Annotated in this window: 23 protein-coding genes and 1 riboswitch; of the genes, 16 read left to right on the forward strand and 7 right to left on the reverse strand. The window is 71.1% G+C overall.

Annotated features, from left to right (window positions below; genetic code table 11):
- The first annotated feature begins 448 nt into the window (after window positions 1-448).
- The 4 genes from ACFU6I_RS18540 (at window position 449) to ACFU6I_RS18555 (ending at window position 5,357) form a co-directional block, all read left to right on the forward strand.
- Window positions 449-1,825, forward strand: coding sequence for a M16 family metallopeptidase (locus ACFU6I_RS18540; RefSeq protein ID WP_384367557.1), 1,377 nt, complete (start codon window positions 449-451; stop codon window positions 1,823-1,825).
- 26 nt (window positions 1,826-1,851) lie between these two features.
- The gene (locus tag ACFU6I_RS18545) at window positions 1,852-3,234 is read left to right on the forward strand and encodes a M16 family metallopeptidase (RefSeq protein WP_384367625.1); all 1,383 of its coding nucleotides are present in this window, start codon (window positions 1,852-1,854) and stop codon (window positions 3,232-3,234) included.
- A 208-nt stretch (window positions 3,235-3,442) separates the two neighbouring features.
- Window positions 3,443-3,610: riboswitch (cyclic di-AMP (ydaO/yuaA leader) on the forward strand.
- A 12-nt stretch (window positions 3,611-3,622) separates the two neighbouring features.
- Window positions 3,623-4,423: a M23 family metallopeptidase gene (locus ACFU6I_RS18550; protein WP_384367562.1), complete on the forward strand. Its 801-nt coding sequence runs from the start codon at window positions 3,623-3,625 to the stop codon at window positions 4,421-4,423.
- A gap of 214 nt (window positions 4,424-4,637) precedes the next feature.
- Window positions 4,638-5,357 carry a GntR family transcriptional regulator gene (locus ACFU6I_RS18555; RefSeq protein WP_384367565.1) on the forward strand — a complete coding sequence of 240 codons (720 nt, stop codon included), beginning with the start codon at window positions 4,638-4,640 and terminating at the stop codon, window positions 5,355-5,357.
- 190 nt (window positions 5,358-5,547) lie between these two features.
- Here ACFU6I_RS18555 and ACFU6I_RS18560 read toward each other — a convergent pair whose 3' ends face one another.
- Window positions 5,548-5,829: an HPr family phosphocarrier protein gene (locus ACFU6I_RS18560; protein ID WP_384367568.1), complete on the reverse strand. Its 282-nt coding sequence runs from the start codon at window positions 5,827-5,829 to the stop codon at window positions 5,548-5,550.
- Between the two features lie 172 nt (window positions 5,830-6,001).
- Here ACFU6I_RS18560 and ACFU6I_RS18565 point away from each other — a divergent pair, with 172 nt between their 5' ends.
- The 4 genes from ACFU6I_RS18565 to ACFU6I_RS18580 all read left to right on the forward strand — a co-directional run bounded on the left by ACFU6I_RS18565 (window position 6,002) and on the right by ACFU6I_RS18580 (window position 11,514).
- Window positions 6,002-8,956: a GNAT family N-acetyltransferase gene (locus tag ACFU6I_RS18565; RefSeq protein WP_384367571.1), complete on the forward strand. Its 2,955-nt coding sequence runs from the start codon at window positions 6,002-6,004 to the stop codon at window positions 8,954-8,956.
- Window positions 8,957-9,030: 74 nt separating this feature from the next.
- A complete protein-coding gene (locus ACFU6I_RS18570) occupies window positions 9,031-9,627 on the forward strand; it encodes a DUF5998 family protein (RefSeq protein WP_327243968.1) in 597 nt (198 codons plus the stop codon).
- Window positions 9,627-10,814, forward strand: a complete 1,188-nt coding sequence (locus ACFU6I_RS18575; RefSeq protein WP_384367574.1) for an alkaline phosphatase family protein — start codon at window positions 9,627-9,629, stop codon at window positions 10,812-10,814. The genes ACFU6I_RS18570 and ACFU6I_RS18575 overlap by 1 nt, the downstream gene beginning before the upstream one ends.
- A 49-nt stretch (window positions 10,815-10,863) precedes the next feature.
- Window positions 10,864-11,514: a thymidine kinase gene (locus ACFU6I_RS18580; protein WP_384367577.1), complete on the forward strand. Its 651-nt coding sequence runs from the start codon at window positions 10,864-10,866 to the stop codon at window positions 11,512-11,514.
- Between the two features lie 189 nt (window positions 11,515-11,703).
- Here ACFU6I_RS18580 and ACFU6I_RS18585 read toward each other — a convergent pair whose 3' ends face one another.
- Entirely contained in the window at window positions 11,704-12,480 is a 777-nt protein-coding gene (locus tag ACFU6I_RS18585) for a VOC family protein (RefSeq protein WP_384367580.1), read from the reverse strand.
- A gap of 233 nt (window positions 12,481-12,713) precedes the next feature.
- Between ACFU6I_RS18585 and ACFU6I_RS18590 the strand changes: the two genes are divergently transcribed.
- Window positions 12,714-13,541, forward strand: coding sequence for a sulfurtransferase (locus ACFU6I_RS18590; RefSeq protein ID WP_384367583.1), 828 nt, complete (start codon window positions 12,714-12,716; stop codon window positions 13,539-13,541).
- Between the two features lie 100 nt (window positions 13,542-13,641).
- Here the strand turns inward: ACFU6I_RS18590 and sepH are convergent, their stop codons facing one another.
- Window positions 13,642-14,697 carry a septation protein SepH gene (gene sepH / locus ACFU6I_RS18595; RefSeq protein ID WP_384367586.1) on the reverse strand — a complete coding sequence of 352 codons (1,056 nt, stop codon included), beginning with the start codon at window positions 14,695-14,697 and terminating at the stop codon, window positions 13,642-13,644.
- Between the two features lie 495 nt (window positions 14,698-15,192).
- Here sepH and ACFU6I_RS18600 point away from each other — a divergent pair, with 495 nt between their 5' ends.
- Entirely contained in the window at window positions 15,193-16,305 is a 1,113-nt protein-coding gene (locus ACFU6I_RS18600; RefSeq protein ID WP_384367589.1) for a hypothetical protein, read from the forward strand.
- A gap of 16 nt (window positions 16,306-16,321) precedes the next feature.
- On the opposite strand, the gene ACFU6I_RS18605 is transcribed toward ACFU6I_RS18600, so the two are convergent.
- Together ACFU6I_RS18605 and ACFU6I_RS18610 are read right to left on the reverse strand one after the other, a co-directional pair.
- Window positions 16,322-17,644 (reverse strand): D-arabinono-1,4-lactone oxidase, encoded by a 1,323-nt coding sequence (locus ACFU6I_RS18605; RefSeq protein WP_384367592.1) that lies wholly within the window; start codon window positions 17,642-17,644, stop codon window positions 16,322-16,324.
- Window positions 17,601-18,848, reverse strand: coding sequence for an MFS transporter (locus tag ACFU6I_RS18610; RefSeq protein WP_384367595.1), 1,248 nt, complete (start codon window positions 18,846-18,848; stop codon window positions 17,601-17,603). Before ACFU6I_RS18610 ends, ACFU6I_RS18605 begins: the two co-directional genes overlap by 44 nt.
- Window positions 18,849-19,027: 179 nt before the next feature.
- Between ACFU6I_RS18610 and ACFU6I_RS18615 the strand changes: the two genes are divergently transcribed.
- Entirely contained in the window at window positions 19,028-20,155 is a 1,128-nt protein-coding gene (locus ACFU6I_RS18615; protein ID WP_384367598.1) for a ferrochelatase, read from the forward strand.
- Window positions 20,156-20,197: 42 nt separating this feature from the next.
- Window positions 20,198-21,016: an inositol monophosphatase family protein gene (locus tag ACFU6I_RS18620; protein ID WP_384367628.1), complete on the forward strand. Its 819-nt coding sequence runs from the start codon at window positions 20,198-20,200 to the stop codon at window positions 21,014-21,016.
- A 102-nt stretch (window positions 21,017-21,118) separates the two neighbouring features.
- Here ACFU6I_RS18620 and ACFU6I_RS18625 read toward each other — a convergent pair whose 3' ends face one another.
- Entirely contained in the window at window positions 21,119-21,292 is a 174-nt protein-coding gene (locus ACFU6I_RS18625; RefSeq protein WP_266980668.1) for a hypothetical protein, read from the reverse strand.
- Between the two features lie 357 nt (window positions 21,293-21,649).
- Between ACFU6I_RS18625 and ACFU6I_RS18630 the strand changes: the two genes are divergently transcribed.
- From ACFU6I_RS18630 to ACFU6I_RS18645, 4 genes are all read left to right on the forward strand, one after another.
- The gene (locus tag ACFU6I_RS18630) at window positions 21,650-22,303 is read left to right on the forward strand and encodes a response regulator transcription factor (RefSeq protein ID WP_266980666.1); all 654 of its coding nucleotides are present in this window, start codon (window positions 21,650-21,652) and stop codon (window positions 22,301-22,303) included.
- 6 nt (window positions 22,304-22,309) lie between these two features.
- Complete coding sequence (locus ACFU6I_RS18635) at window positions 22,310-23,545, forward strand: HAMP domain-containing sensor histidine kinase (protein ID WP_266980664.1); 1,236 nt, start codon at window positions 22,310-22,312, stop codon at window positions 23,543-23,545.
- 406 nt (window positions 23,546-23,951) lie between these two features.
- Window positions 23,952-24,248 (forward strand): DUF4193 domain-containing protein, encoded by a 297-nt coding sequence (locus ACFU6I_RS18640; RefSeq protein ID WP_003965732.1) that lies wholly within the window; start codon window positions 23,952-23,954, stop codon window positions 24,246-24,248.
- Window positions 24,249-24,260: 12 nt separating this feature from the next.
- Window positions 24,261-25,238, forward strand: coding sequence for a hypothetical protein (locus ACFU6I_RS18645; RefSeq protein ID WP_384367601.1), 978 nt, complete (start codon window positions 24,261-24,263; stop codon window positions 25,236-25,238).
- Between the two features lie 36 nt (window positions 25,239-25,274).
- On the opposite strand, the gene ACFU6I_RS18650 is transcribed toward ACFU6I_RS18645, so the two are convergent.
- On the reverse strand, window positions 25,275-25,733 hold the full coding sequence (locus ACFU6I_RS18650) for a DUF3093 domain-containing protein (RefSeq protein WP_384367604.1): 459 nt from the start codon (window positions 25,731-25,733) through the stop codon (window positions 25,275-25,277).
- Between the last annotated feature and the right edge of the window lie 35 nt (window positions 25,734-25,768).

The raw sequence follows: 25,768 nt of genomic DNA on the forward strand, positions 1-25,768 counted from the left end.
CGTCCCTAAGGACAGTCCCGTAATCCCTGGCGGAACAGCGTGCGACGTCGGATGCGGTGCATCGCAAGGCGGAGGACCGTCCTCATACCGGGCGCATTCGGGCGTTCCGACGCGGCAGCGAGGTGCCGTAGCTGTCGTCGTGCGCCCGCCAGGGATTGCGGGACAGCCCTCAGGCCCTGTCCGACCGGTCTTCGTGGGCCCGCGACGTCCGGCACGGCACCTCGCCGCGTTGGCTTCGGTCGTCCACGTACGTCCAGTACGAGCACGATCCTCCACCTTGCGATGCACCGCACCATACGCCGCGGACCGATCCACGAGACCGGCCGGACAGGACCTGGCGCTCTTTCACGCGAACTTCCACGGCACGGGAACTTCGCCAGGTGTCGGTGCGCTTGCTTACAGTGGCAGGTCTCGCAGGAAATCCAGTATCGCGATCGAAGGGACGTACATGCCCATGGGTCACACGGCCACAGCCCAGGCCGGCTCCGGCGGCTTGACAGCGACCGAGCACCGCCTGGCCAACGGCCTGCGCGTGGTGCTCTCCGAGGACCATCTGACCCCGGTCGCCGCGGTGTGCCTCTGGTACGACGTCGGGTCGCGCCACGAGGTCAAGGGGCGCACGGGACTGGCTCACCTTTTCGAGCACCTGATGTTCCAGGGCTCCGGACAGGTCAAGGGGAACGGACACTTCGAGCTGGTGCAGGGAGCCGGCGGCTCCCTCAACGGGACGACCAGCTTCGAACGCACCAACTACTTCGAGACGATGCCCACGCATCAGCTTGAACTGGCCCTGTGGCTCGAAGCCGACCGGATGGGCTCGCTGCTCGCCGCGCTCGACGACGAGTCCATGGAGAACCAGCGGGACGTCGTCAAGAACGAGCGCCGTCAGCGGTACGACAACGTTCCGTACGGCACGGCGTTCGAGAGGCTGACCGCCCTCGCCTATCCCGAGGGCCACCCGTACCACCACACCCCGATCGGCTCGATGGCCGACCTGGACGCGGCGACGCTCGACGACGCGCGGACCTTCTTCCGTACGTACTACGCACCCAACAACGCGGTGCTGTCGGTCGTCGGCGACATCGACCCCGAGCAGACGCTCGCCTGGATCGAGAAGTACTTCGGCTCCATCCCGTCCCACGACGGCAAGCAGCCGCCGCGCGACGGCACGCTCCCCGAGATCATCGGCGAGCAGTTGCGCGAAGAGGTCCACGAGGAGGTCCCGGCCCGGGCCCTGATGGCCGCCTACCGGCTGCCGCACGACGGCACCAGGGAGTGCGACGCCGCGGATCTCGCGCTGACCGTGCTCGGCGGCGGCGAGTCCTCCCGGCTGCACAACCGCCTGGTCCGCCGCGACCGCACGGCCGTTGCGGCAGGTTTCGGGCTGCTGCGGCTGGCCGGCGCGCCCTCGCTCGGCTGGCTGGACGTGAAGGCGTCCGGCGGTGTCGAGGTGGCGCAGATCGAGGCCGCGGTCGACGAGGAGCTGGCCCGGTTCGCCGCCGAGGGCCCCACGCCCGAGGAAATGGAGCGTGCTCAGGCACAGTTGGAGCGCGAGTGGCTGGACCGGCTCGGTACGGTCGCGGGCCGCGCCGATGAACTCTGCCGGTTCGCCGTGCTGTTCGGCGACCCGCAGCTCGCCCTGACCGCCGTCCGGCGGGTCCTCGACGTCACCGCGGAGGAGGTCCAGGCGGCGGCCAGGGCCCAGCTGCGTCCCGACAACCGGGCGGTGCTCGTCTACGAGCCGGTCGAGCCGGCCGAATCCGCCGACGCGGAAGCCGACGAGACGGACACCGACACCGACGCGCACGAAGGGGCGGACAAGTGACCGACGCTGCCGCGACTGGAGTTTCGATGGAGTACCACCCGCAGCCGGCCCCCGGCACGGCCAGGCCCTGGGCCTTCCCCGCCCCCGAGCGCGGCGCCCTGCCCAACGGCCTGACGGTGCTGCGCTGTCACCGTCCCGGCCAGCAGGTCGTCGCGGTCGAGATCTTCCTCGACGCCCCGCTGGACGCCGAGCCCGAGGGCCTCGACGGCGTGGCCACGATCATGGCGCGGGCCCTTTCCGAGGGCACGGACAAGCACTCCGCCGAGGAGTTCGCCGCCGAGCTGGAGCGTTGCGGCGCCACCCTCGACGCGCATGCCGACCATCCCGGCATGCGGGTCTCCCTGGAGGTCCCGGCTTCTCGGCTGGCCAAGGCGCTCGGGCTGATCGCCGAGGCGCTGCGGGCGCCCGCGTTCGCCGACAGCGAGGTCGAGCGACTGGTGAACAACCGGCTCGACGAGATTCCGCACGAGCAGGCCAACCCGGCCCGGCGTGCCGCCAAGCAGCTCTCCAAGGAGCTCTTCCCGGCCACGTCGCGGATGTCGCGCCCGCGCCAGGGCACCGAGGAGACGGTGGAGCGGATCGACTCCGCGGCCGTGCGCGCCTTCTACGAGGCCCATGTCCGGCCGTCCACCGCGACCGCCGTCGTCGTCGGTGACCTCACCGGTATCGACCTGGACGCCCTGCTCGCCGACACCATCGGCGACTGGACCGGGAACACTGTGGAGCCCCGTCCGGTCCCGCCGATCACCGCCGACGACACCGGCCGCGTGGTGATCGTCGACCGTCCGGGCGCCGTGCAGACACAGCTGCTGATCGGCCGCATCGGCGCCGACCGGCACGACAGTGTGTGGCCGGCCCAGGTACTCGGCACCTACTGCCTGGGCGGCACGCTCACCTCCCGGCTGGACCGGGTGCTGCGCGAGGAGAAGGGGTACACCTACGGCGTCCGGGCCTTCGGGCAGGTCCTGCGCTCGACGGCCCCGGACTCCGCCTCCGGTGCGACCGGCGCGGCGATGCTGGCGATCAGCGGCTCGGTGGACACGGAGTCCACCGGACCGGCGCTCGACGACCTGTGGAAGGTCCTGCGGACGCTGGCGGCCGAGGGGCTGACCGACGCCGAGCGCGAGACCGCTGTGCAGAACCTCGTGGGTGTCGCCCCGCTGAAGTTCGAGACGGCTGCCTCCGTCGCAGGCACGCTCGCCGACCAGGTCGAGCAGCACCTCCCGGACGACTACCAGGCACAGTTGTACGCCCGCCTGGCCGAGACCGGCACCGTCGAGGCGACCGCGGCCGTGGTCAACGCCTTCCCCGTGGACCGGCTGGTCACGATTCTCGTCGGCGACGCCGCACAGATCGAGGAGCCGGTCAGGGCGTTGGGCATCGGAGAGGTGTCGGTCGTCACCGGCTGATGTGACAAAGTCCCGCAAAGAGGGACAAGAGGAGACCCTGGTGAGTCGCTTCTCGCCAGGGTCTCCCCTTTTGTCTGATTTGAGATGAAAGCTTCTCGCTTGCCCTGTGGGATGCACTACAAAACGCCCTGTCCGTTTGGTGAATGAAAGTGCTCCCGCCTAGCGTCGGCTCCACTGTCCGCCACTCGTATGCCGCATCCGTGGCGCCGGGCAGTGATCGCCGAGTCCCCTTCAGGCGCGAGCCCGGGGAGCCGGGGACCCACGCAGTCCCTGGGGTGAATCGGATGCCGCGACCTCCTGTGAGGCCGGGGATCCGTAGGAGACCTTCCTGCTCCGAACCCGTCAGCTAACCCGGTAGGCGAGAAGGAAGGAAAGGACCAGCTACTTCATGGCGTTCACCCGCCCCACCGGGAAGCACCGTGCCCCGAGCCGCCTGAAGCGCAGGAGCGCGCGCATCGCCGGAGTCGCGACGCTGGCGACCACCGGCGTCATCGGTGGACTGGCCTCTCCGGCCCTCGCCACGGATGCCGAGGCCCCCGACGTCAGTGAGACGGGCCTGACCCAGATCATCGCCATCGAGGGTGCCCTCGCCGACCAGGTGGCCACCCAGGCCGACGTGCAGAAGCGCCAGGCCGACGCAGCCGCGAAGGCGAAGGCCGCCGCGGCAGCCAAGGCGAAGGCCGAGGCGGCGGCGAAGGCCAAGGCCGAGGCCGAGGCCCGCGCCAAGGCGGCCCGCGACGCGAAGGCCCGCGCCGCCCGTTCCGCGGAGCGCACCCGCCTGGGCTCCTTCCAGCTCCCGGTCGCCGGTTCGTACGTCACCACCGGCTACAAGTCGAGCGGTGCCCTCTGGTCTTCCGGCAGGCACTCGGGCATCGACTTCCACGCGGCCTCCGGCAGCTCCGTCGTCGCCGTCGGTGCCGGCACGGTCGTCGAGGCGGGCTGGGGCGGCGCCTACGGCAACAACATCGTGCTGCGGATGACTGACGGCACGTACACCCAGTACGGTCACCTCTCCTCGATCGGCGTCTCCGTCGGCCAGAGCGTCGGCGCGGGCCAGCAGATCGGACTCTCCGGCTCGACCGGCAACTCCACCGGACCGCACCTCCACTTCGAGGCCCGCACCACGCCTTCGTACGGCTCCGACATGGACCCCGTGGCGTATCTGCGCGCCCATGGCGTGAACGTCTGACCGACGTTCCCTCCGCAACACCCCGAAGGCCCCGGTTTCCCGCCGGGGCCTTCGTCGCGTCCGCCCCTGCCGAAGCGCCCCGCGGAACCGGCCCCGGGCCAAAAGATATTCATGGTTTTCGGCCCGGCATCGGAAATTCAGTCGCATTGCAATAGAGTCACAGAACAGGCGTCGATCGGCCGCGTTTCGCGGGGATTAAGGCGGAGGTTCGGACATGCGCATTCCGGCGCAATCGGTATGCACGGCAATCCGTGACGACATCGTCTCCGGTGTCTTCGAACGCGGCAGCAGACTCACCGAGGAGCTGCTCGCGCGTCGTTACGGGGTCTCCCGTGTCCCGGTGCGGGAAGCGCTGCGCACCCTGGAGTCCGAGGGCTTCGTGGTCACTCGCCGACATGCGGGTGCCTGCGTTGCCGAGCCCACCGAGCAGGAGGCCGCCGACCTTCTGGAGGTGCGGATGCTGCTGGAGCCGCTGGGCGCGGCCCGTGCCGCGCAACGCCGCACCGAGGCGCACCTCAAGGTGCTCCGCGGTCTGGTCAGGCTGGGGCAGGAGAGGGTGCGGCGGGGCGAGGGGGAGGATCTGCGCTCGCTGGGCGGCTGGTTCCACGAGACGCTCGCCCAGGCGTCCGGCAGCCCCGGGCTCATCGCGCTGCTCACCCAGCTACGGCACAAGATCGCCTGGATGTACGCGGTCGAGCAGTCGGCCCGCCCCGCCGATTCCTGGGCGGAGCACGGAGCCATCGTGGACGCCGTGGCGCGCGGGGACGCGGAACGGGCCAGGGCGCTGGCCGCCCAGCACGCCGAGCGGGCCACCGCCGCGCACCGGCTGCGCCGCGCGGGCGGTGCTCCGGGCCGCGATGCCCGCGCCCTCCGCTCCGGCGGCCGGGTGAGGACTTCGCAACATGCCGTAAACACCGCGGGCGGCCGGCATTAACACATGCGCCGTATACAAAGAGAAGTAAATGGGTGGGGCTTTCTTTGGGCTGTCCGAATTCGCTCCGAATGTATTATCGGTATCCGAAAACGAAGGAGCCGCGGCCCCGGTTGGGGGTGCCGCGGCTCCGCCACAGAAATAGACCGACAGGAATCGGCCGGAAAGGCTTCCCCTGATCGGAACCCTGGAATCAGACGGTCTCCGGGAGCTCCTCGAGCCCCTCGGTGACCAGCTTCGCCAGACGGTCGAGCGCGGCTTCCGCGTTGTCCGCCTCGGAGGCGAGCACGATCTCCTCGCCGCCGTGCGCGCCGAGACCGAGCACCGCGAGCATGGAGGCGGCGTTCACCGGGGTGCCGTCGGACTTGGCGATCGTCACGGGGATGCCGGAAGCCGTGGCGGCACGGACGAAGATGGAAGCGGGGCGGGCGTGCAGGCCCTCGGCCCAACCGACGTTGACGCGGCGCTCAGCCATGGTTCTGCCCTTCACGAATCAATGGTTGTCTAGACCAGTCTCTCACGCAGTGCGCTGTGCTCCCGCCGACCCGCAACCCGGCCCCAGCCCGTGCCGCACGGCCGATCGGAGCTCTCAGACTGCCCCGGCTCCAGGCCCCACGCGACCGCTGACCGCGCCGTAGGCTTTGCCCATGCAGCCCACGCCGGAGCAGAGTCCGCACCACGTGTACCCCGACCACTGGGAAGCGGATGTGGTGCTCCGCGACGGCGGTACGGCCCGCATCAGGCCCATCACCACGGACGATGCCGAGCGCCTGGTCAGCTTCTACGAGCAGGTCTCGGACGAATCGAAGTACTACCGGTTCTTCGCTCCCTACCCCCGTCTGTCCGCCAAGGACGTCCACCGCTTCACCCATCACGACTACGTCGACCGGGTGGGGCTCGCCGCCACGGTCGGCGGCGAGTTCATCGCCACCGTCCGCTACGACCGGATCGACGCGGCCGGCCGGCCGGCCTCCGCCCCCGCCGACGAGGCCGAGGTCGCCTTTCTCGTCCAGGACGCGCACCAGGGCCGCGGCGTGGCATCGGCGCTCCTCGAACACATCGCCGCGGTGGCGCGGGAGCGCGGCATCCGGCGCTTCGCGGCCGAGGTGCTGCCCGCCAACAACAAGATGATCAAGGTGTTCCGCGACGCCGGGTACACCCAGCAGCGCAGCTTCGAGGAGGGCGCCGTCCATCTCACCCTCGACCTCGAACCGACCGCCGAGTCCCTCGCCGTCCAGCGCGCCCGCGAGCAGCGGGCGGAGGCACGGTCGGTGCAGCGGCTGATCACACCCGGGTCCGTCGCCGTCATCGGCACCGGCCGTACCCCCGGCGGGGTCGGCCGCACGGTTCTGCGCAACCTCCTCGGTGCGGGCTTCACCGGCCGTACGTACGCCGTGAACAGCTCGTTCGACGCCGATCAGGGAACGATCGACGGCGTCCCCGCACACCGCTCCATCGGCGAGATCGGCGAACCGGTGGACCTCGCGGTCGTCGCCGTGCCCGCGGACCGGGTCCCGGAGGCCGTCGCCGACTGCGGCGAACACGGCGTCCAGGGCCTCGTCGTCCTCTCCGCCGGATATGCCGAATGGGGTGCCGAAGGCAGGGAGAGGCAGCGCGAACTGGTCCGCCAGGCCCGCTCGTACGGCATGCGCATCATCGGCCCCAATGCTTTCGGGATCATCAACAACGCGGACGGCGTACGGCTGAACGCCTCCCTCGCCCCCGAGCCGCCCGCCCCGGGGCGCATCGGTCTGTTCACGCAGTCGGGCGCGATCGGCATCGCCCTGCTCTCCGGGCTCTACCGGCGCGGCGCGGGCCTGTCGACGTTCATCTCCGCGGGCAACCGCGCCGACATCTCGGGCAACGACTTCCTTCAGTACTGGTACGAGGACCCGAACACCGACGTCGCCCTGCTCTACCTCGAATCCATCGGCAACCCGCGGAAGTTCACCCGACTCGCGCGGCGCACCGCAGCGGTGAAGCCGGTCGTCGTGGTGAAGGGGGCCCGGCACAGCGGCAGCACCCCGCCCGGTCACGCGGTGCCGATCAGCCGGATCCCGGACGCGACGGTCTCCGCGCTCATGCGGCAGGCGGGCGTGATCCGCGTCGACACGGTGACGGAGATGGTCGACGCGGGTCTGCTCCTCGCCGACCAGCCGCTCCCGGCGGGTCCCCGGGTCGCGATCCTCGGCAACTCCGAGTCCCTGGGCCTCCTCACGTACGACGCCTGCCTGGCCGAGGGGCTGCGCCCGCGCCCGCCCCGCGACCTCACCACCGCGGCCACCCCGCAGGACTTCCGGGATGCGCTGGCGGAGGCACTCGCCGACCGGGGCTGCGACGCGGTGATCGTGACGGCGATCCCGTGGGTCGGGGAGAACGGCCAGGCGGAAAAGGGGGACGGCGAGATACTGGCCACCGCGCTACGCACGGCCGCGGCCACGGGGCCGGCCAAGCCGGTGGCCGTGGTCCACGTGGAGATCGGCGGCCTGGCGGAGGCGCTCGCGGCCGCCAGCAGCACGGTCGCGGTGCCGCGGGTGACCGCGACGGCTGCCCCGGGTGCGTCCGCCGCGGCGGACGGCAACGGCACCCCGAGCGTCACGAGCACCACAGGCGCTTCGGCCACGCCGGGCATCACCGGCACCCCGGCCACCTCGGCTCCGCCGAATCCCCCGGCTCAGCCCCACGCCCCCGGCCCCGGTGTCCCCACGCCGTCCGCTCCCTCCGGCGGCCGCATCCCCGCCTACCCCGCCGCCGAGCGTGCCGTCCGTGCCCTCGCCGAGGCGGTGAAGTATGCGCAGTGGCGGCGGCAGGCCGCTGTGCCCGGCAAGGTGCCCGAGTTCCTCGACGACACCATCGACGAGGCCGGCGCCGCCGACCGCATCGACGCACTCCTCGGGCCCGACCCCGATCCCCGGGGCCGTCAGCTCAGCCACGAGGAGGCGCGCGAACTCCTGGGCCGCTACGGCATCTCCGTACGGCCGACGCTCCCCGCCCCCGACCCGGACGCCGCCGTCGCCGCGGCTGCTCGGCTCGGCTATCCGGTGGCGCTCAAGACCACCGCACCTCATCTGCGCCACCGCGCCGACCTCGGTGGCGTCCGGCTCGACCTCGCCAACGAGACCGCGCTGCGCCGGGCCTACGGCGAGCTGACCGACCTGCTCGGCAAGCCCGCCGAGCTGCAGCCGGTCGTCCAGTCCATGGCACCGCGCGGCGTGGACACCGTCGTACGGGCCACGATCGACCCGGCGGCGGGCGCCGTCCTCTCCTTCGGTCTCGCGGGAGCGCCCTCCGAACTCCTCGGGGACACCGCCCACCGCCTCGTGCCGGCCACCGACCGCGACGCCGCCGAACTGATCCGGTCCATCCGGGCGGCCCCGGTCCTCTTCGGCTGGCGGGGTGCGGCGCCCGTCGACACCGCGGCGCTCGAGGAACTGCTGCTGAGGGTGTCCCGGCTGGTCGACGACCACCCCGAGGTGGTCTCCGTCGCACTGGAACCGGTCGTGGTCGCCACGCAGGGACTGACCGTCCTCGGCGCTGCCGTCCGGCTGTCGCCGCCACCGGCCCGTACCGACCTGGGCCCCCGTCGCCTGCCCAACTACTGAATCCACGGACGATCCGCCGCAGGCCCCGTCCACAGCGTCCCCGGCAGTCATCCACCCCCCGTAGGATGGTCCGTATGGCGAAGACCGGTACGACGACCCAGGGGCTGCGCGCGGCGATCGAGCGCAGCGGCTACTACCCGGCCCTTGTGGCCGAGGCGGTGGAGGCCGCCGTCGGCGGTGAGCCGGTCGCCTCGTACCTGGTGCACCAGGAGACGACCTTCGACTCCAACGAGGTGCGCAGGCACGTCACGGTCCTGGTCCTGACGGACAACCGTTTCATCGTCAGCCACACCGACGAGCAGAACGCGGACACCAGTTCCCCGTCGCCGTACGCCACCACCTCCACCGAGTCCGTCAAGCTGGACCGGATCTCGTCGGTGGTGGTCAGCCGCGTCGTGGCCGACCCGGAGAAGTACGTCCCGGGCACACTGCCCCGCGAGGTCGTCCTGACCATCGGCTGGGGCGCGGTCTCCCGCATCGACCTGGAGCCCGCCGCCTGCGGCGACCCCAACTGCGAGGCGGACCACGGCTACACCGGCAGCTCCACCGCCGACGACCTGAGCCTGCGTGTCAGCGAGGCCGGTGACGGCCCGGACACGGTGCGGCAGACCCTTGCCTTCGCCCAGTCCCTCTCCGAGGCGACGGCCGCGACCGCGGCCAACGGCCGCTGATGGCCCAGCCGGCCTGGCAGGACCCCGTTCTGCTCCCGCTCGACACCGCCCCCGTCCCCGCGTACGGCAGCGGTTCGCTCGCCGATCTGCTGCCGACGCTCGTCGCCGGACAGGGTGTGCCCGGCTTCACGGCGGCGATCCCGGAGCTCACCCCCGCGGACCGGAACTGCGTCTTCCTGATCGACGGTCTCGGCTGGGAGCAGATCAAGGCCCATCCGGACGAGGCGCCGTATCTGTACTCCCTGCTCCCCACCTCTCGAGGGGGCACGGGCCGTCCCCTCACGGCGGGCTTCCCGGCCACCACCGCGACCTCGCTCGCCTCGGTCGGTACGGGGCTGCCGCCCGGCGCACACGGTCTTCCCGGCTACACCGCCCGCAATCCGGAGACCGGCGAGCTGATGAACCAGCTCCGCTGGAAGCCCTGGACCTCGCCGGCGGTCTGGCAGCCGTACCCCACCGTCTTCCGGCTCGCCGACGAGGCCGGTGTGGCGACCGCGCAGGTCTCCGCCCCGACCTTCCAGCACACCCCGCTCACCGAGGTCGCGCTGAGCGGCGGCACGTTCCACGGCAGGCTCTCCGGCGAGGAGCGGATGGACCTGGCCGCGGACCGCCTCGCCGCCGGTGACCGGTCGCTCGTCTACACGTACTACAGCGAGGTCGACGGCAAGGGGCATCGGTTCGGCGTCGACTCCGACGCCTGGCGCGGCCAGCTGATGTACGTCGACGGTCTCGTGCAGCGCCTCGCCGAGCAGCTCCCGCCCCGCTCGGCGCTGTACATCACCGCCGACCACGGCATGATCGACATCCCGTTCGACGAACAGTCCCGGATCGACTTCGACGAGGACTGGGAGCTGCGCGCGGGCGTCGCCCTGCTCGGAGGCGAGGGCCGGGCCCGCCATGTGTACGCGGTTCCGGGCGCCGAGACCGATGTGCTGACTGTCTGGCAGGAAGTGCTCGGCGAGCAGTTCTGGGTGGCGAGCCGGGACGAGGCGATCGCGGCCGGCTGGTTCGGTCCGAAGGTCGACGAGAGGGTGTACGGCAGGATCGGCGACGTGGTGGCGGCCGCCCGCGACGACGTGGTGGTCACCGCGTCGGTCCAGGAGCCGCACGAATCGGCGATGGTGGGCATGCACGGCTCGATGACCCCCGTCGAGCAGCTCGTCCCGCTCCTCGAAGTACGCTCGTAACCCGTTTTTCTCCTCTTGCCCCCCTGAACCGAAAGGTGTTCACCCCGTCATGCCCGAGCTTGTGTTCTTCTCCGGAACGATGGACTGCGGAAAGAGCACGCTGGCGCTGCAGATCGGCCACAACCGGTCGGCGCGCGGGCTGCAGGGCGTCATCTTCACCCGGGACGACCGGGCGGGCGAGGGCAAGCTCTCCTCGCGGCTGGGGCTCGTCACGGAGGCCGTCGAGGCCGACGAGGGCATGGACGTGTACTCCCATCTCGTCGACCACGTCACCCGTGGCGGCCGGGCGGACTACGTGATCGTGGACGAGGCCCAGTTCCTCGCCCCCGTACAGATCGACCAGCTCGCCCGGATCGTCGACGACCTGGGCCTGGACGTCTTCGCGTTCGGTATCACCACCGACTTCCGGACGAAGCTGTTCCCCGGGTCCCAGCGCCTCATCGAACTGGCCGACCGGGTCGAGACCCTTCAGGTCGAGGCGCTGTGCTGGTGCGGTGCACGGGCGACGCACAACGCCCGCACGGTGGGCGGCGAGATGGTCGTCGAAGGTGCCCAGGTCGTGGTGGGGGACGTCAACCAGCAGGCGGACGAGGTCGGTTACGAGGTGCTGTGCAGGCGGCACCACCAGCGCAGGATGACCAGCGCGACGGCCCGTGCGGGAGCGCTGTCGCCGGACGTCCTTCCGGTGACGTCCGGCTGAGCGGCCGCCGGACCCGCGGAGCTCCCCTTCCAGGCCCTGTCTCCGCGCGCTTGAGGGACGGCCGGGCGGCGGGTGGCCAGTCTCTCTGCGCATCGAACCGGCGCTCGCCGGTGGGGACCGGTAGCGGGACCGCGCGAACGGCAGGGACTCGGGCGACCCGGCGGACGCGGTAGCCCGCGGCGCAGGGGATCACCGATCCTCCGACCGTACGATCGTGAAGGCGGCGCCCTCCGGGTCCGCGACCGTCGCCACGCGCCCGCTCGACCCGTCCCGCGGGGGCTGCAGTACGTGCCCGCCGAGGTCCACCACCCGCGCGGCTGCCTCGTCGGTGTCGACGACCTCGAAGTACGTCATCCAGTGCGGACCCCGGTCGCGCGGCAGGGCGCGGCCTACGCCGTGCAGCGAGGCCACCGGGCGGCCGTTCAGGTGCAGGGTCTGGTAGTCGAAGTCGGCCGAGACCACAGCCTCGACCTCGTAGCCGAAGACCGCCTGGTAGAACTTGGCGACCGTCGAGGTCTCGCGGGTCACCAGCTCGTTCCAGACCGGGGTGCCGGGGACCCGCGCCAGCGCCGTACCGAGGTGCGCGGCGGCCTGCCAGATCCCGAAGACCGCACCGCTGGGGTCGGAGGCGATGGCGAGCCGTCCGGCCTCCCCGGCGTCCAGCGGTCCCACGGCGACGGTGCCGCCGCAGGACCGGATCGTCTCCGCCGTGGCGTCGGCGTCGTCGGTGGCCAGATAGGTCGTCCAGGCGACCGGCAGGTGCCGTTCCGGCGGCAGTTGCCCGATGCCCGCGACCTCTTTCCCGTCGATCAGTGCCCGCACGTACGGGCCCAGCTGCTGCGGGCCGGGCCCGAACTCCCAGCCGAACAGCTCGGCGTAGAACTTCTGGGTCGTGGACAGGCCGTGCACCATCAGGCTCACCCAGCAAGGTGTTCCGGGTGTGCGCCGAACGGCAGCCTCGGTCATCGTCACTCTCTCCTCGGACCATCGTGGTGGCCGTACGGGGGGAACGGGGCCGACGCGCCGACCGGCGGTGCGGGATGTGTACGCCCCGTGCAGATGCTTGCACCACCCGGCGCGCGATGCGCCCCGGCCGCGCCGCATGTTCCCGGATCTCGACAGAGGGAGTCCGTTTTGATGCGGCACGTCCGTTTCAATGTTGGTACAGGTGAGCAGGCTGTTGCGCGAGGATGGCACCCATGAAGCCCATCATCTCCGCATTCGAATATGCGAGCGAGTCGGCGGGGCCACGTCCGCCGGTGCTCCTGGACGTGCGTTGGCAGCTCGGTGGACCGCACGGCCGTCCCGACTACGAGGCCGGGCACATCCCCGGCGCGGTCTTTGTCGATCTGGACGCGGAACTCGCCGGTCCGCCAGGCGGCGGCGGCCGCCATCCACTGCCCGATCCCGAGGAATTCGGCGCCGTGATGCGCCGCGCCGGGGTCTCCCGTCACACTCCGGTCGTGGTGTACGACGGCGGTCAGGGCTGGGCCGCGGCACGCGCCTGGTGGCTGCTGCGCTGGACGGGCCACCCGGACGTCCGTGTGCTGGACGGCGGTCTCGCGGCCTGGGACGGCGAGCTCTCCAGCGAGTCGCCCACCCCGGCCGAGGGCGACTTCAGGCCCGAACCGGGTGCGCTGCCGTTGCTGGACGCGGAAGGCGCGGCGGCCTTGGCCCGCTCCGGACTGCTGCTCGACGCGCGGGCCGCGGAGCGCTACCGCGGCGACGTGGAGCCGATCGACCGGGTCGGCGGCCACATCCCGGGAGCGGTCTCGGCCCCGACGTCCGAGAACACGAGTGGTGACGGGCGGTTCCTGCCCGCGGAGGCGCTGGCCGCCCGCTTCAAGGAGCTCGGCACGGACGGGGCGCCGGAAGTCGGCGTCTACTGCGGCTCCGGGGTCTCCGGCGCGCACGAGGTGCTGGCCCTGGCCGTCGCGGGAATCCCCGCCGCGCTGTACGCGGGCTCCTGGTCCGAGTGGTCCGCCGACGAGTCCCGGCCGGTGGCCACGGGCCCCGACCCGCAGTAGCGCAGCCATCCGGAACTGCCGCGATCGGTTCCGGGAACAGACCGCACGAGGGCCCGTACGCAGCGGCGTACGGGCCCTCGTCATGCCACGGTCACCCGGGTCAGTCCTGCTTCTTGCGGCGGGTGCCGAAGACGATCTCGTCCCAGCTCGGCACCGCGGCCCGGCGGCCCGGACGGACACCGTCCGCCTCCGCCTGGCGGTCCGTCGTCCCGGTCAACCGGTCGCGGTGACCGGCCACTGCGCGCGGCATCAGTACATCCGCATAAGCGGAACCGGCGCCCGCTGAGGCTGCCGCGGCCGGCGGCTCGTCGGCCTTCGGCTCCTGCGCGGTCGGCTCGGTCGGCGGCGGCTCGGGCCGCTCCGGCACCACCATGTCGCCACGGAAGCTCGGTACGGCCTCCAGCAGGCTGGTCAGTGAGTCGCGCTCACCGGCCGAGACTCCGACGATGTGCTCCTCCGGCTCGGGCGGAGGCGGCGGAGCGGGCCGTTCCATCTGACGGTCGAGCGCACGGTCCAGCGGCCGGTCGCGCGGCAGCCGGGCGATCCGGGGCACGAACGGGAAGCTCGGCTCGGGCGCGGCGACATCGTCGGTCTCGCCGATCAGGGAACGCGCCTCGTCGTCCACGGCCTGGACCAGCCGTCGCGGCGCGTCGTACGTCCAGCTCGCCGAGTGCGGCTCGCCCGCGACCCGGTACACCAGCAGGACTTCCCAGGTGCCGTCGTCACGACGCCAGGAGTCCCACTGGACGGTCTCCTTGTCGGCGCCGCGCAGCAGGAGACGCTCCTGCACCGCCTCGCCGAGCTGGGGGCCGGTGTTCTCGCCGGGACGGCGCACGGGAGTCTTCCGGGCCCGCTCGGCCATGAAGGCGCGCTCCGCGAGGACGGGGCCCTCGAAGCGACGGACACGGTCGACCGGAATCCCGGCGAACTGAGCGACCTCCTCCGCGGAGGCACCGGCTCGTATCCGGGCCTGGATGTCGCGGGGGCGGAGGTGGCTCTCCACCTCGATCTCGATCTGGCCGAGCCGCGCGCGGTCGTTGCGCACAGCGGCGCGCAGCCGCTCGTCGATCGGAAGCGTGTACTCCGTGCTGTCCGCAGCCTTGAGCACCAGTCGTGTGCCGTCGTTGGAGACGGCCACGACACGCAGTTCGGGCATGGGGACCTCCCGGGTGGTGCCTGCCGACGTCACGTGCGTCGCTGCTTCCGCTAGTCGAGTGTGGCCTGCCCGGGTGCAGCCTGCCACAACATTGCCGTGTTGCCCGGCGTGTCGGGCGTGAGCCCTGCATTGCCGGTATGACACGGTGACCTTTGCGCAACGCTGAGTGACCAAATGTCACCCGGCGTAGCTGGCCCCCGTGCGATGCCGCGGCGCCGCCGGATCGAGTGCCTCCTTCGGCCCCGTCCCGAAGGTCCCGGACCCCACGTGGGAGTCCGGCCCCAGGGCTCGTCACAGTACTCCATTCGGGCCACGTGGGTGGACCGGCGCGCCGCCGAAGTTCTCGGCGGATGCGGGTGTCCACCTACCCAACTGGCCGCGAAATGCCCATGATGCGTGTCCTGCTTCACAGAATCACCTGAAGTGGAACTATTCACTTCGCCCAATTGTCCCTTCCTGTTGCATGGTGGGAGAGATGTCAATCAAGGGCTGGAAATGGTGCAGAAGCCGGAAAGTGACACAGAACCCAGAGAAAGGCGTATCGATCTGAGCCTGCCGCAGGTTGCCGGCAGTGCAGTGGCAGCGGTCGCGGCGGCAGTGGCTGCCTCGCAACTGGGCGTGTACGGAACGATTCTCGGCGCCGGAGTGATGAGCATCGTCGCCACCTGCGGCGGCTCGGTCTTCCAGCACTTCTTCCGTCGCACGGGCGAGCAGATCCGTGAGGTCACGGTCCAGGCGAAGTCCACGGGCCGGGAAGTCCGCGGGACGCGTGAGATGCGGGACGCGTACGGCGCGCCGGATCCGCAGGAGGTACGCGCGGCACGCGACGCGGCGGAGCGCGAGACATGGGCAGCCCAGCGGTCGCCCGACGGATCCGCGGACGCAACGGCGGTGCTGCGCACGGTGGCGGCCGACCCGGACCGTACGCAGCTGCTGAAGCCGCTCGCCGATCACGAGACCCAGCTGCTGAAGCCCCTCGACACGGACAGGACCCAGCTGCTCACGTCTCTCGACACGGACAGGACCAGGCTGTTCGAGCCACGCGCCGGGGAGGGGGCCCGGGGTCCGGCGCCGTACGGCGCGGCCCCGGACGAGGAGTTCTCCGCGTCGACCACCCACGGCACCCGCATCCGCGGCTGGAAGCGGTCGGCCGTCGGGGCCGCTGCGGTCTTCGCGGTGGCGATGGCCGGGATCACCACGTACGAGCTCGTCTCCGGCGGCGATCTGAGCGGCGGTCAGGGAACGACCGTGGGATCCGTCGTACGCGGCGGGGAGCGGGGATCGGAGCCCGCCGACCCGGCACCGTCCGTCGGCACCGGCCCGGAACAGGGGCGGACGCCCGGCCAGGGGAGCGGCGGGACGCCGGGCGCGGACTCGCAGGGCGGGCAGAGCGCGAGTCCCGGCACCGGACAGGGCGACCGGTCCACGGCCGAGCCGACGCCCACGCCCACACCGTCGAACTCGGGCGGCGGTCCGACGGCCCCGGCTCCCACGCCCACTCCGGCGGCGTCCGGCGACTCCAGCAGCGTCGCCCCGGACCCCACCGGTGCGGGCATCGCCCCGGGGCAGGAGGCACCGGCCACGACCGGCACGGGCACCGGCCGGTGACCGGCCGCCGCGGCGGTCAGTCGCCCAGGACCCGGCGCAGATAGTCGTTGGCGAAGAGCCGGTCCGGGTCCAGCCGGTCGCGCACGGCGGTGAACTCGCCGAACCGCGGGTACACCCCGGCCAGGTACTCCGCGTCGCGGGTGTTGACCTTGCCCCAGTGCGGGCGGCCGCCGTGCGCGGTCATGATCCGCTCGACCGCGGTGAAGTACGCCTGGTAGGGCGTGCCCCTGTACAGATGGACGGCGATGTACGCGCTCTCCCGGCCCGAGGCCGTGGAGAGTGCGATGTCGTCCGCGGGGGCCGTGCGGACCTCCACCGGGAAGCTGATCCGCAAGGGCGAGCGGTCGACCATCGCCCTGACCTCGCGCAGCGCCTCCGTCGCGGCCTCGCGCGGCAGGGCGTACTCCATCTCGACGAAGCGGACCCGGCGCGGGCTGGTGAAGACCTTGTACGGGATGTCGGTGTACGTACGGGCCGACAGGGCACGGCTGGAGATCTTGGCGATCGACGGGATGGCGGCGGGGACCGCCCGGCCGAGCGAACAGGCCACCTGGAAGATCCCGTTGGAGAGGAGCTCGTCCTCGATCCAGCCGCTGACCTTTCCGGGCGGAGCGGCGGGGCCCGCGCTGCGGTTGTTGCGCTTGGTGTTGCAGTTGCCGGTGTGCGGAAACCAGTAGAACTCGAAGTGCTCGTTCTCGGCGACCAGTTCGTCGAAGTCGGCCGTGACCTTGTCGAAGGCCATCGGCTCCTCGCGGGCCGTCAGCAGGAAGACCGGCTCCACGGCGAACGTGATCGCCGTGATGACACCGAGTGCGCCGAGCCCGATCCGGGCGACGGCGAAGATGTCGGCGTTCTCCTTCTCGGAGCAGGTCAGCACCGTGCCGTCCGCCGTGACCAGTTCGAGTGCGCGGATCTGGGCGGATATGGATGCCGAGTCGCGGCCGGTGCCGTGGGTGCCGGTCGAGGTGGCCCCGGCGACCGTCTGCTCCATGATGTCGCCCATGTTGGTGAGCGACAGGCCCTCCCGGGCAAGCGCGACGTTGAGCCGCTTCAGTGGGGTGCCGGCCTCGACGGTCACCGTCATCGCCGTGCGGTCGATCTCGCGGATGCCGGTGAGCAGATCGGGGCGGATCAACAGGCCGTCGGTGGCGGCGGTCGCGGTGAAGGAGTGGCCGGTGCCGACCGGCTTCACCTTCAGGCCGTCCTCGGACGCCCGGCGCAGCGCCTCGGCGAGCTCGTCCACGGAGGCGGGGGAGACGGCCCGTGCCGGACGCGCGGTTACATTTCCCGCCCAGTTATGCCACGCGCTCGTCTTCGTCCGTGCGTAGGTGTCGGTCATCTTCCCCGCGCCTTCCCGTAGGAACCGGCTTGGCCAGCCGGCGATACCCCAGGAACGCCACCGCGGCCGCGAGCGCTCCCGCCACGGTGGGCACCGCGTACCCCGCCTTCGCCCCGGACGCGTCGACGACCCAGCCGGCGGCCGAGGAGCCGAGCGCCACGCCCACCGCGAGCCCGGTACTGGTCCAGGTCATGCCCTCGGTCAGCTTGGTGCGCGGTACGTGCTGCTCGACGAGGGCCATGGTGGTGACCATCGTCGGTGCGATGGCGAGACCCGCGACAAAGAGCGCCACGGCCAGGAACGGCAGGCTCCCGGCCAGTTGGAGGGGGATCATACTCACGGCCATGGCGCACACCCCCACCAGCCACCTGGTGGACGCCCTCCCCTTGGGACGGAGCAGTCCGAAGACGGCTCCGGCGAGGCAGGACCCCAGCGCGTACACGGCCAGCACCAGGCTCGCCGCGGCCTTGTGCCCCTGGTCCTCGGCGAAGGCCACCGTCACCACATCGACCGCACCGAAGATCGCGCCAGTCGCCACGAAGGTGCCCACGAGCACCTGGAGACCGGGGGAGCGCAGCGCCGAGCCGTCCGTGTGCTGCTCGCGCGGATGCGGGACCGGCTCGGTGGCGCGTTGGGCGGTCAGCCAGACGACGCCGACCAGCAGGAACCCGGCGGCGAGCAGTGGACCCGCCTCCGGGAACCAGGCAGTGGACAGACCGATCGAGATGATCGGCCCGAAGATGAAGCACACCTCGTCGACGATCGACTCCCACGAGTACGCCGTGTGCAACTGCTGCGGCGAGCCCCGGTAGATCTCCGCCCAGCGGGCCCGGATCATGGACCCCACACTGGGCACGCAGCCGGCCCCGGCGGCGAACACGAAGAGGGTCCAGTCCGGCAGTCGCTGCTGCGCGGAGATCAGCAGCCCGGCCACCGCCGCCAGCGCGACGAGGGTGACGGGGCGCAGGATGCGGCGCTGTCCGTGCCGGTCGACCAGCCGGGAGACCTGCGGTCCCAGCACCGCCGCCGACATCGCCAGCGTCGCGGAGAGCGCGCCCGCGAGACCGTAACGGCCGGTGATCTGGGACACCATGGTCACCACACCGATGCCCATCATGGACAGCGGCATCCGGCCGAGGAATCCGGCCGCCGAGAACCCCTTGGTGCCGGGGGCGGCGAAGATCGCGCGGTAGGGACTGGGCAAGGAGGGCTCCGGTACAGCGAGGTCGCACGGGGTGTCAGAGATGTGTGTCATGCGTGAAGGTGGCCGACACAGCTTACGGGCGGCGCACGGCGACCGGAACCGGGGCGGATGCCGGGTCACGGGCACGCCGGTGGATGTCGGTTGGAGTGCTGTCGGAGGCGGGTGGCAGGATCGTTCCCATGTCCGATCTGCGCGCTCCCGCTCCTTACGACGCCCTGTTGCTGCTCTCCTTCGGCGGACCCGAGGGCCCGGACGATGTGGTCCCGTTCCTGGCGAACGTGACCCGCGGCCGCGGCATTCCCGAGGAGCGGCTGAAGGAGGTCGGGAAGCACTACTTCCTGTTCGGCGGCGTCAGCCCGATCAACGCCCAGAACAGGGCCCTGCTGGACGCCCTGCGCAAGGACTTCGCGGACCACGGACTCGAGCTGCCGGTGTACTGGGGCAACCGCAACTGGGCGCCGTACCTCACCGACACCCTGCGCGAGATGGTGGCCGACGGACACCGCCGCATCGCCGTCCTCGCCACCAGCGCCTACGCCTCGTACTCCGGCTGCCGCCAGTACCGCGAGAACCTCGCCGAGTCACTGGCCGTGCTGGAGGCCGAGGGGCTGCCGGTGCCGCGCGTGGACAAGCTCCGGCACTACTTCAACCATCCGGGCTTCGTCCGGCCCATGGTGGACGGTGTCCTCGCGTCCCTGGCCGAGCTGCCCGAAGGGGCCAGGGTCGGGGCGCACCTCGCCTTCACCACACACTCCATCCCCGTCTCCGCCGCCGACACCTCCGGCCCCGAGGAGGCGCACGGCGACGGCGGCGCGTATGTCGCCGAGCATCTCGACGTCGCCCGGATGATCGTCGACGCGGTGCGCGAGGAGACCGGTGTCACGTATCCCTGGCAGCTCGTCTACCAGTCGCGCAGCGGCGCCCCGCACATCCCCTGGCTGGAGCCCGACATCTGCGACCACCTGGAGGCTCTCCACGGGGCGGGCGTGCCCGCTGTGGTGATGGCCCCCATCGGCTTCGTCTCGGACCACATGGAGGTCCTGTACGACCTCGACACCGAGGCCACCGCGAAGGCCGCCGAGCTCGGTCTGCCGGTGCGGCGGTCCGCGACGGTCGGTGCGGATCCTCGGTTCGCCGCGGCCGTGCGCGAGCTGGTCCTGGAGCGCGCCGCCACCGAGCAGGAACGCACGGTGGAGCGGTGCGCGCTCGGGGCGCTCGGCCCGAGCCACGATGTCTGCCCCGTCGGCTGCTGCCCGGCCCGTGCCCTCAAGCCCGCCGCGGCGGGTGCCGACAGTCCCTACGCCTAGGAGCGTTGTACCTCTGTGACCCCTGTGACCCCTGTGCCCTCTGTGGCCGACCCCGTCCTGTCCGAACTGCTCGGCCTCGCCCTGGAGGCCGCCCGGCGCGCCGGTGCGCTGCTCCGCGACGGCCGCCCCGCCGATCTCGGGGTGGCCGCGACCAAGTCCAGCCCCATCGACGTCGTCACCGAGATGGACATAGCCGCCGAGAAGCTGATCACCGGCTTCCTCGCCGAGCGCCGCCCCCAGGACGGTTTCCTCGGCGAGGAGGGTGCCAGCTCCGCGGGCAGCAGCGGCATCCGCTGGGTCATCGATCCGCTCGACGGCACGGTGAACTACCTCTACGGGTTGCCGACCTGGGCCGTCTCCATCGCAGCGGAACGGGACGGCGAGCGTGTCGTGGGGGTGGTGGAGGCACCGATGCGCTGTGAGACGTACCACGCGGTCCTCGGCGGCGGTGCGTACGCAAAGGGCGGTGCGTACGGCGACGGCGCCGCGCTGCGCACCCGGCCCGCACCGCCGCTCGACCAGGCGCTGGTCTCGACCGGCTTCAACTACGTCACCGCCGTCCGTACGCACCAGGCGGACGTCGCCCAGCAGCTGATCCCGAAGCTCCGCGACATCCGGCGCAGCGGCTCCGCCGCCGTCGATCTCTGCGATGTCGCCGCGGGCCGGCTGGACGGCTACTACGAGCGCGGGCTCCACCTCTGGGACCTCGCCGCAGGTGATCTGATCGCCCGGGAGGCAGGCGCCCGCACCGGCGGGCGGCCCGGACTGCCCGCCGACGGCGACCTGACGGTCGCCGCGTCACCGGGTGTCTTCGAGCCTCTGCAGGCCCTCCTGGAGGACCTGGGCGCCTGGCACGACTGACGCACCCGCCCGCAAAGTGCCTGGTGTGCGTCGTGGCGGGCGTTCAGGGACAGCACAGGGTCCCCGGCGTCATGGAGACGCCGGGGGCCCTCTGCCGACTGCTCAGACGGCCGTGACGCCGACTTCGACACCGTGCTCGGCGGCGAGGCGGTGCAGGTCGTCCAGCTCTCCCTGCTCGACATCCGCGAGGAAGTCGTCGCCCGTCTCGCGGGCCCTGGTGAGGTCGGACTCGGTGGTCTTGATTCTCTGCAGCAGACCTGCGGTGAAAGCGTCCATGGTGCGCCCCCTCATCGTGGGTCGGTGGCACGGGGGTGTGCCCGGGTTTCCCTCCGCCAGGGGCGGTAGGGCGGGTGATCACGCACTCTCCGGGGACGGAGCGGCCGTGGATCGCCAGATGCATGGCGTGATCGCGGGTGTGAATTCGTCCTCCCCAGGCCCTGGCTCAGAGAAACCTCAACTGGCCCGGAAATCCGGTGAATTCCCGGAAGCCGCAGGTCGCACCGCGCCGCCTTACCGCCGGTTTATACGCGTTGCGGGCAGGATGGTGCCGCACAGACAGTGCTTCTGAGCCGGTCCGATCACGGTCCGTGGGCTCATTCGGACGTTCTGAAGTTTCTAAGGAAGGACAGCGCCGTGCGTGTACTCGTCGTGGAGGACGAGCAGCTGCTCGCCGATGCGGTGGCCACCGGACTGCGCAGGGAGGCCATGGCGGTCGACGTCGTGTACGACGGCGCGGCGGCCCTGGAGCGCATCGAGGTCAACGACTACGACGTCGTGGTGCTGGACCGGGACCTCCCCCTGGTGCACGGCGACGACGTCTGCCGCCGGATCGTCGAGCTGGGCATGCCGACCCGGGTGCTCATGCTCACCGCCTCCGGGGACGTCAGCGACCGGGTGGAGGGCCTGGAGCTCGGTGCCGACGACTACCTGCCCAAGCCGTTCGCCTTCAGCGAGCTGACCGCGCGGGTACGGGCTCTGGGGCGCCGCACGACGGTCGCGCTGCCGCCCGTCCTGGAGCGCGCCGGCATCAAGCTGGACCCCAACCGCCGCGAGGTCTTCCGCGACGCGCAGGAGATCCAGCTCGCGCCGAAGGAGTTCGCGGTGCTGGAGGTCCTGATGCGCAGCGAGGGCGCGGTCGTCTCCGCGGAGCAGCTGCTGGAGAAGGCCTGGGACGAGAACACCGACCCGTTCACCAATGTGGTCCGGGTGACGGTCATGACCCTGCGCCGCAAACTCGGGGAGCCACCGGTCATCGTCACCGTCCCCGGCTCCGGTTATCGGATCTGAGGCCCGGTGTCCGCAGTCCCGGCGCCCCCGACAGCGCCCCCGAAACCCACTTGGGACCCCAAACAGCTGGAGCCCCCGTACCCCTGGCTGCGCCCGACCATCCGGATACGGCTCACGCTTCTGTACGGCGGGATGTTCCTGATCGCCGGCATCCTGCTGCTCTCGATCATCTACATGCTGGCCGCGCAGGCCCTGCACGTGGGCAGTGAGCTGCCGTTCAAGGTCGTCAGCGGCCAGGTCTCCAGCGATCTGTGCAACCTCTCGGGAGAGGGGTCGTCACCGGCTGCCGTCAACGCGGCCATGAACACGTGTGTCAACCATCAGCGCCAGCAGGCGCTCGACACGCTCCTGAACCGTTCGCTGCTGGCCCTTGTCGGTCTGAGCGTCATCGCCTTCGCCTTCGGCTACGCCATGGCGGGCCGGGTGCTCTCGCCGCTGGGCCGCATCACCCGCACCGCCCGCCGGGTGGCCGGGACGGACCTGTCCCGGCGGATCGAGCTGGACGGTCCCGACGACGAGCTCAAGGAGCTCGCCGACACCTTCGACGACATGCTCGACCGGCTGGAGCGGGCCTTCACCGCGCAGCAGCGGTTCGTCGGGAACGCCTCGCACGAGCTGCGTACCCCGCTCGCGATCAACCGCACGCTGCTGGAGGTCCATCTCTCCGACCCGGAGGCTCCGCCGGAGCTCCAGCAGCTCGGCAAGACCTTGCTGGCCACCAACGAGCGCAGCGAGCAGCTGGTCGAGGGGCTGTTGCTGCTCGCCCGCAGCGACAACCAGATCATCGAGCGCAAGCCGGTCGACCTCGCGGAGGTCGCCACGCGCGCGCTCGACCAGACCCGGGCCGAGGCCGAGCAGAAGGGCGTGGAGATCCGTGAGGAGATCGTGCCCGCAGTCGTCCAGGGCAACGGTGTCCTGCTGGAGCGGATCGCGCTGAACCTCGTACAGAACGCCGTGCGCTACAACGTCCGGGAGGAGGGCTGGGTGGAGGTCACCACCGAGCTGCAGCCCGGCCAGGCGCTGCTGGTGGTATCGAACACCGGTCCCGTGGTGCCGGCGTACGAGATCGACAACCTCTTCGAGCCCTTCAGGCGGCTCCGTACGGAGCGAACGGGCAGCGACAAGGGGGTCGGGCTCGGCCTGTCGATCGCGCGGTCCGTGGCGCGTGCTCACGGCGGCCGTATCATCGCGGAACCCCGTGAGGGTGGTGGTCTCGTGATGCGCGTCACCCTGCCGGTCTGAGAGGCTGAGTCGAGCGACACGCGCAGGGATTGCTTCGTTCGCTTTGAGCGGAATTTTCGGGACCTGTGCCCACAGGATCCGTGTGTGATCGATCACAGGAGCGAATTTCAGGCGTTCCACGCTCCGTGACCAGGCCTCCCACCCAAAACCCGGCAAAAGTCGGGGTTTTCGGGGGCCGATATCACGGGAAGTACACGGGGTGGCGCCCGTGAAGCGCGATATTCGGACCGTGTACGGTCCCCTTCGCCACCCAAGCCGACCACTCAGGAGAGGTCCGCTCGGGTGTCGATTGAGTAACAGACCTTGATGTGAGGCAAAATCTCCGCCTCGGGTCGGGCACAAGTCCGGCCTCTCACGCGTTACGTGCGCTGAGACACCGCAGACACCCAGAGGGGGAGAGCGACACATGGCAACGGATTACGACACCCCACGCAAGACCGATGACGACGTCGACCAGGACAGCCTTGAGGAACTCAAGGCCCGTCGGAGCGACAAGACGGCGTCCGCCGTCGACGTCGACGAGTTCGACGCGGCAGAAGGACTGGAGCTCCCCGGAGCGGACCTGTCCAATGAGGAACTCGCCGTCAGGGTCCTGCCGAAGCAGGCCGACGAGTTCACCTGCATGAGCTGCTTCCTCGTGCACCACCGCAGCCAGCTGGCCCGCGAGAAGAACGGTCAGCCGATCTGCCGCGACTGCGACTAGGTCCGGTCGGACGTGGCAGGCGACACACCGTTCCGGAAGCGGCGCTTGCAACACAAGCCGTCGGAGGCGAATCAGGGCGGTACAGGCCCGGAGGAAGGCGTAGCAGCCTTTGCCGAGCGGTCCGCCCTGCCACCCTCCGCGGGCGTATCTGACGACGAGCGAGGCCGTTCGGCCTCGCTCGAAGCAGTGGAAGCCGCAATCGCTGCGGAGACAGGACGGTCAGTACCAGCAGCCGGTGCGGCCGACGGGGCCGAGCAGACCGGCAGGACGGAGCCCGTGACCGGGGCAGGCCGTCTGCAATCAGTCAAACGGGGTGTACGCAAGGGCGGGGAGAGCGCCAGGACGGCGATCGGTCATATCGCCGACCGGATCGTCGAGACCGCTCCCCGCGTCCCTGTACGGGACCTCGCCACCCTGCGCAGGCAGTTCCCGGGCCTCGGCCCCGAGGAACTCGCCGACAAGCTCGTCGCGGGCGCGTGCAAGGGCACCGCCACCGTCGGCGCCGGTATCGGCGCGGCGGCCATGATGCCCGTACCGCCCGCCATGTTCACCGAGCTGGCCGCGGAGATCACCGGCGTGGCCGCGATCGAGATGAAGCTCGTGGCCGAACTGCACGAGGTCTACGGCCTGCGCCCGCCGGGCGGCCTCACCCAGCGCAGTACCGCGTACCTCACGTCGTGGACGGAGGAGCGCGGCATCGACGTCACCCATCCGACGACGATCGATACGGCGCTCGGCGGCCGGATGAAGCGGGAGCTGCGCCAGCAGATCGTCAAGCGGATGATGCGCAATCTGCCGAACCTGATCCCGTTCATGGTCGGCGCCGCCGTCGGCGCGATGATGAACCGGCGCGACACGAAGAAGCTTGCCGAACGGGTCAGGAAGGACCTGCGCAAGAATCAGGTCCCCTGGGACCGGCTCCCGGAACTGCCGCCCCTGGAGCGGCCGCGGAAGCTGCACAAGGACCTCCCGAAGGAGATCGAGGACTGAGGGCTGTCCCGGCGGCCCCGCGGAGACACGGAACGGCTATGCGGCCCGCACCGCCGCGAGCGCCGCCACCAGGGCCTGCGGCTCGCGAGTCGACAGATAGACGTACGGAGTCGGGTCCTCCGGGTCCGTGACCTCCACCCGCACCGCCGTCTGGATGTAGCTGCGCTGCAGCATGAAGGCGCGGGTGTCCGCCTTGTACGTGCGCCACGCGCGCGCCTCCTCGCCCTCCAGCGCCTCCGCCTCGCCGAGTGCCGCCACCGGGATCCGGGCGTCACCGGCGACGAGGGCGCCCGCCACCACCCGGATCCGGGCGGAGCCGTACGAGCTGACCGTCAGCGAGGCCAGCGCGGTGCCGCCGACCAGGCCGGCCAGCAGCGGCAGGGTGCCCAGCGGCAGCAACATCAGGGCGCAGGCGACCCCCAACAGGAAGGCGAGGAACCACCATGAACGGGGTGCGGTCAGGCGTTCGTCGAAAGGCGGGGTGGAAGGCTGCATGAAGCCAAGCTTGGCACGGCGCGACCCGTGGCTGT

It is taken from the genome of Streptomyces sp. NPDC057486 (assembly GCF_042802415.1).
Classification (GTDB): domain Bacteria; phylum Actinomycetota; class Actinomycetes; order Streptomycetales; family Streptomycetaceae; genus Streptomyces; species Streptomyces yanii.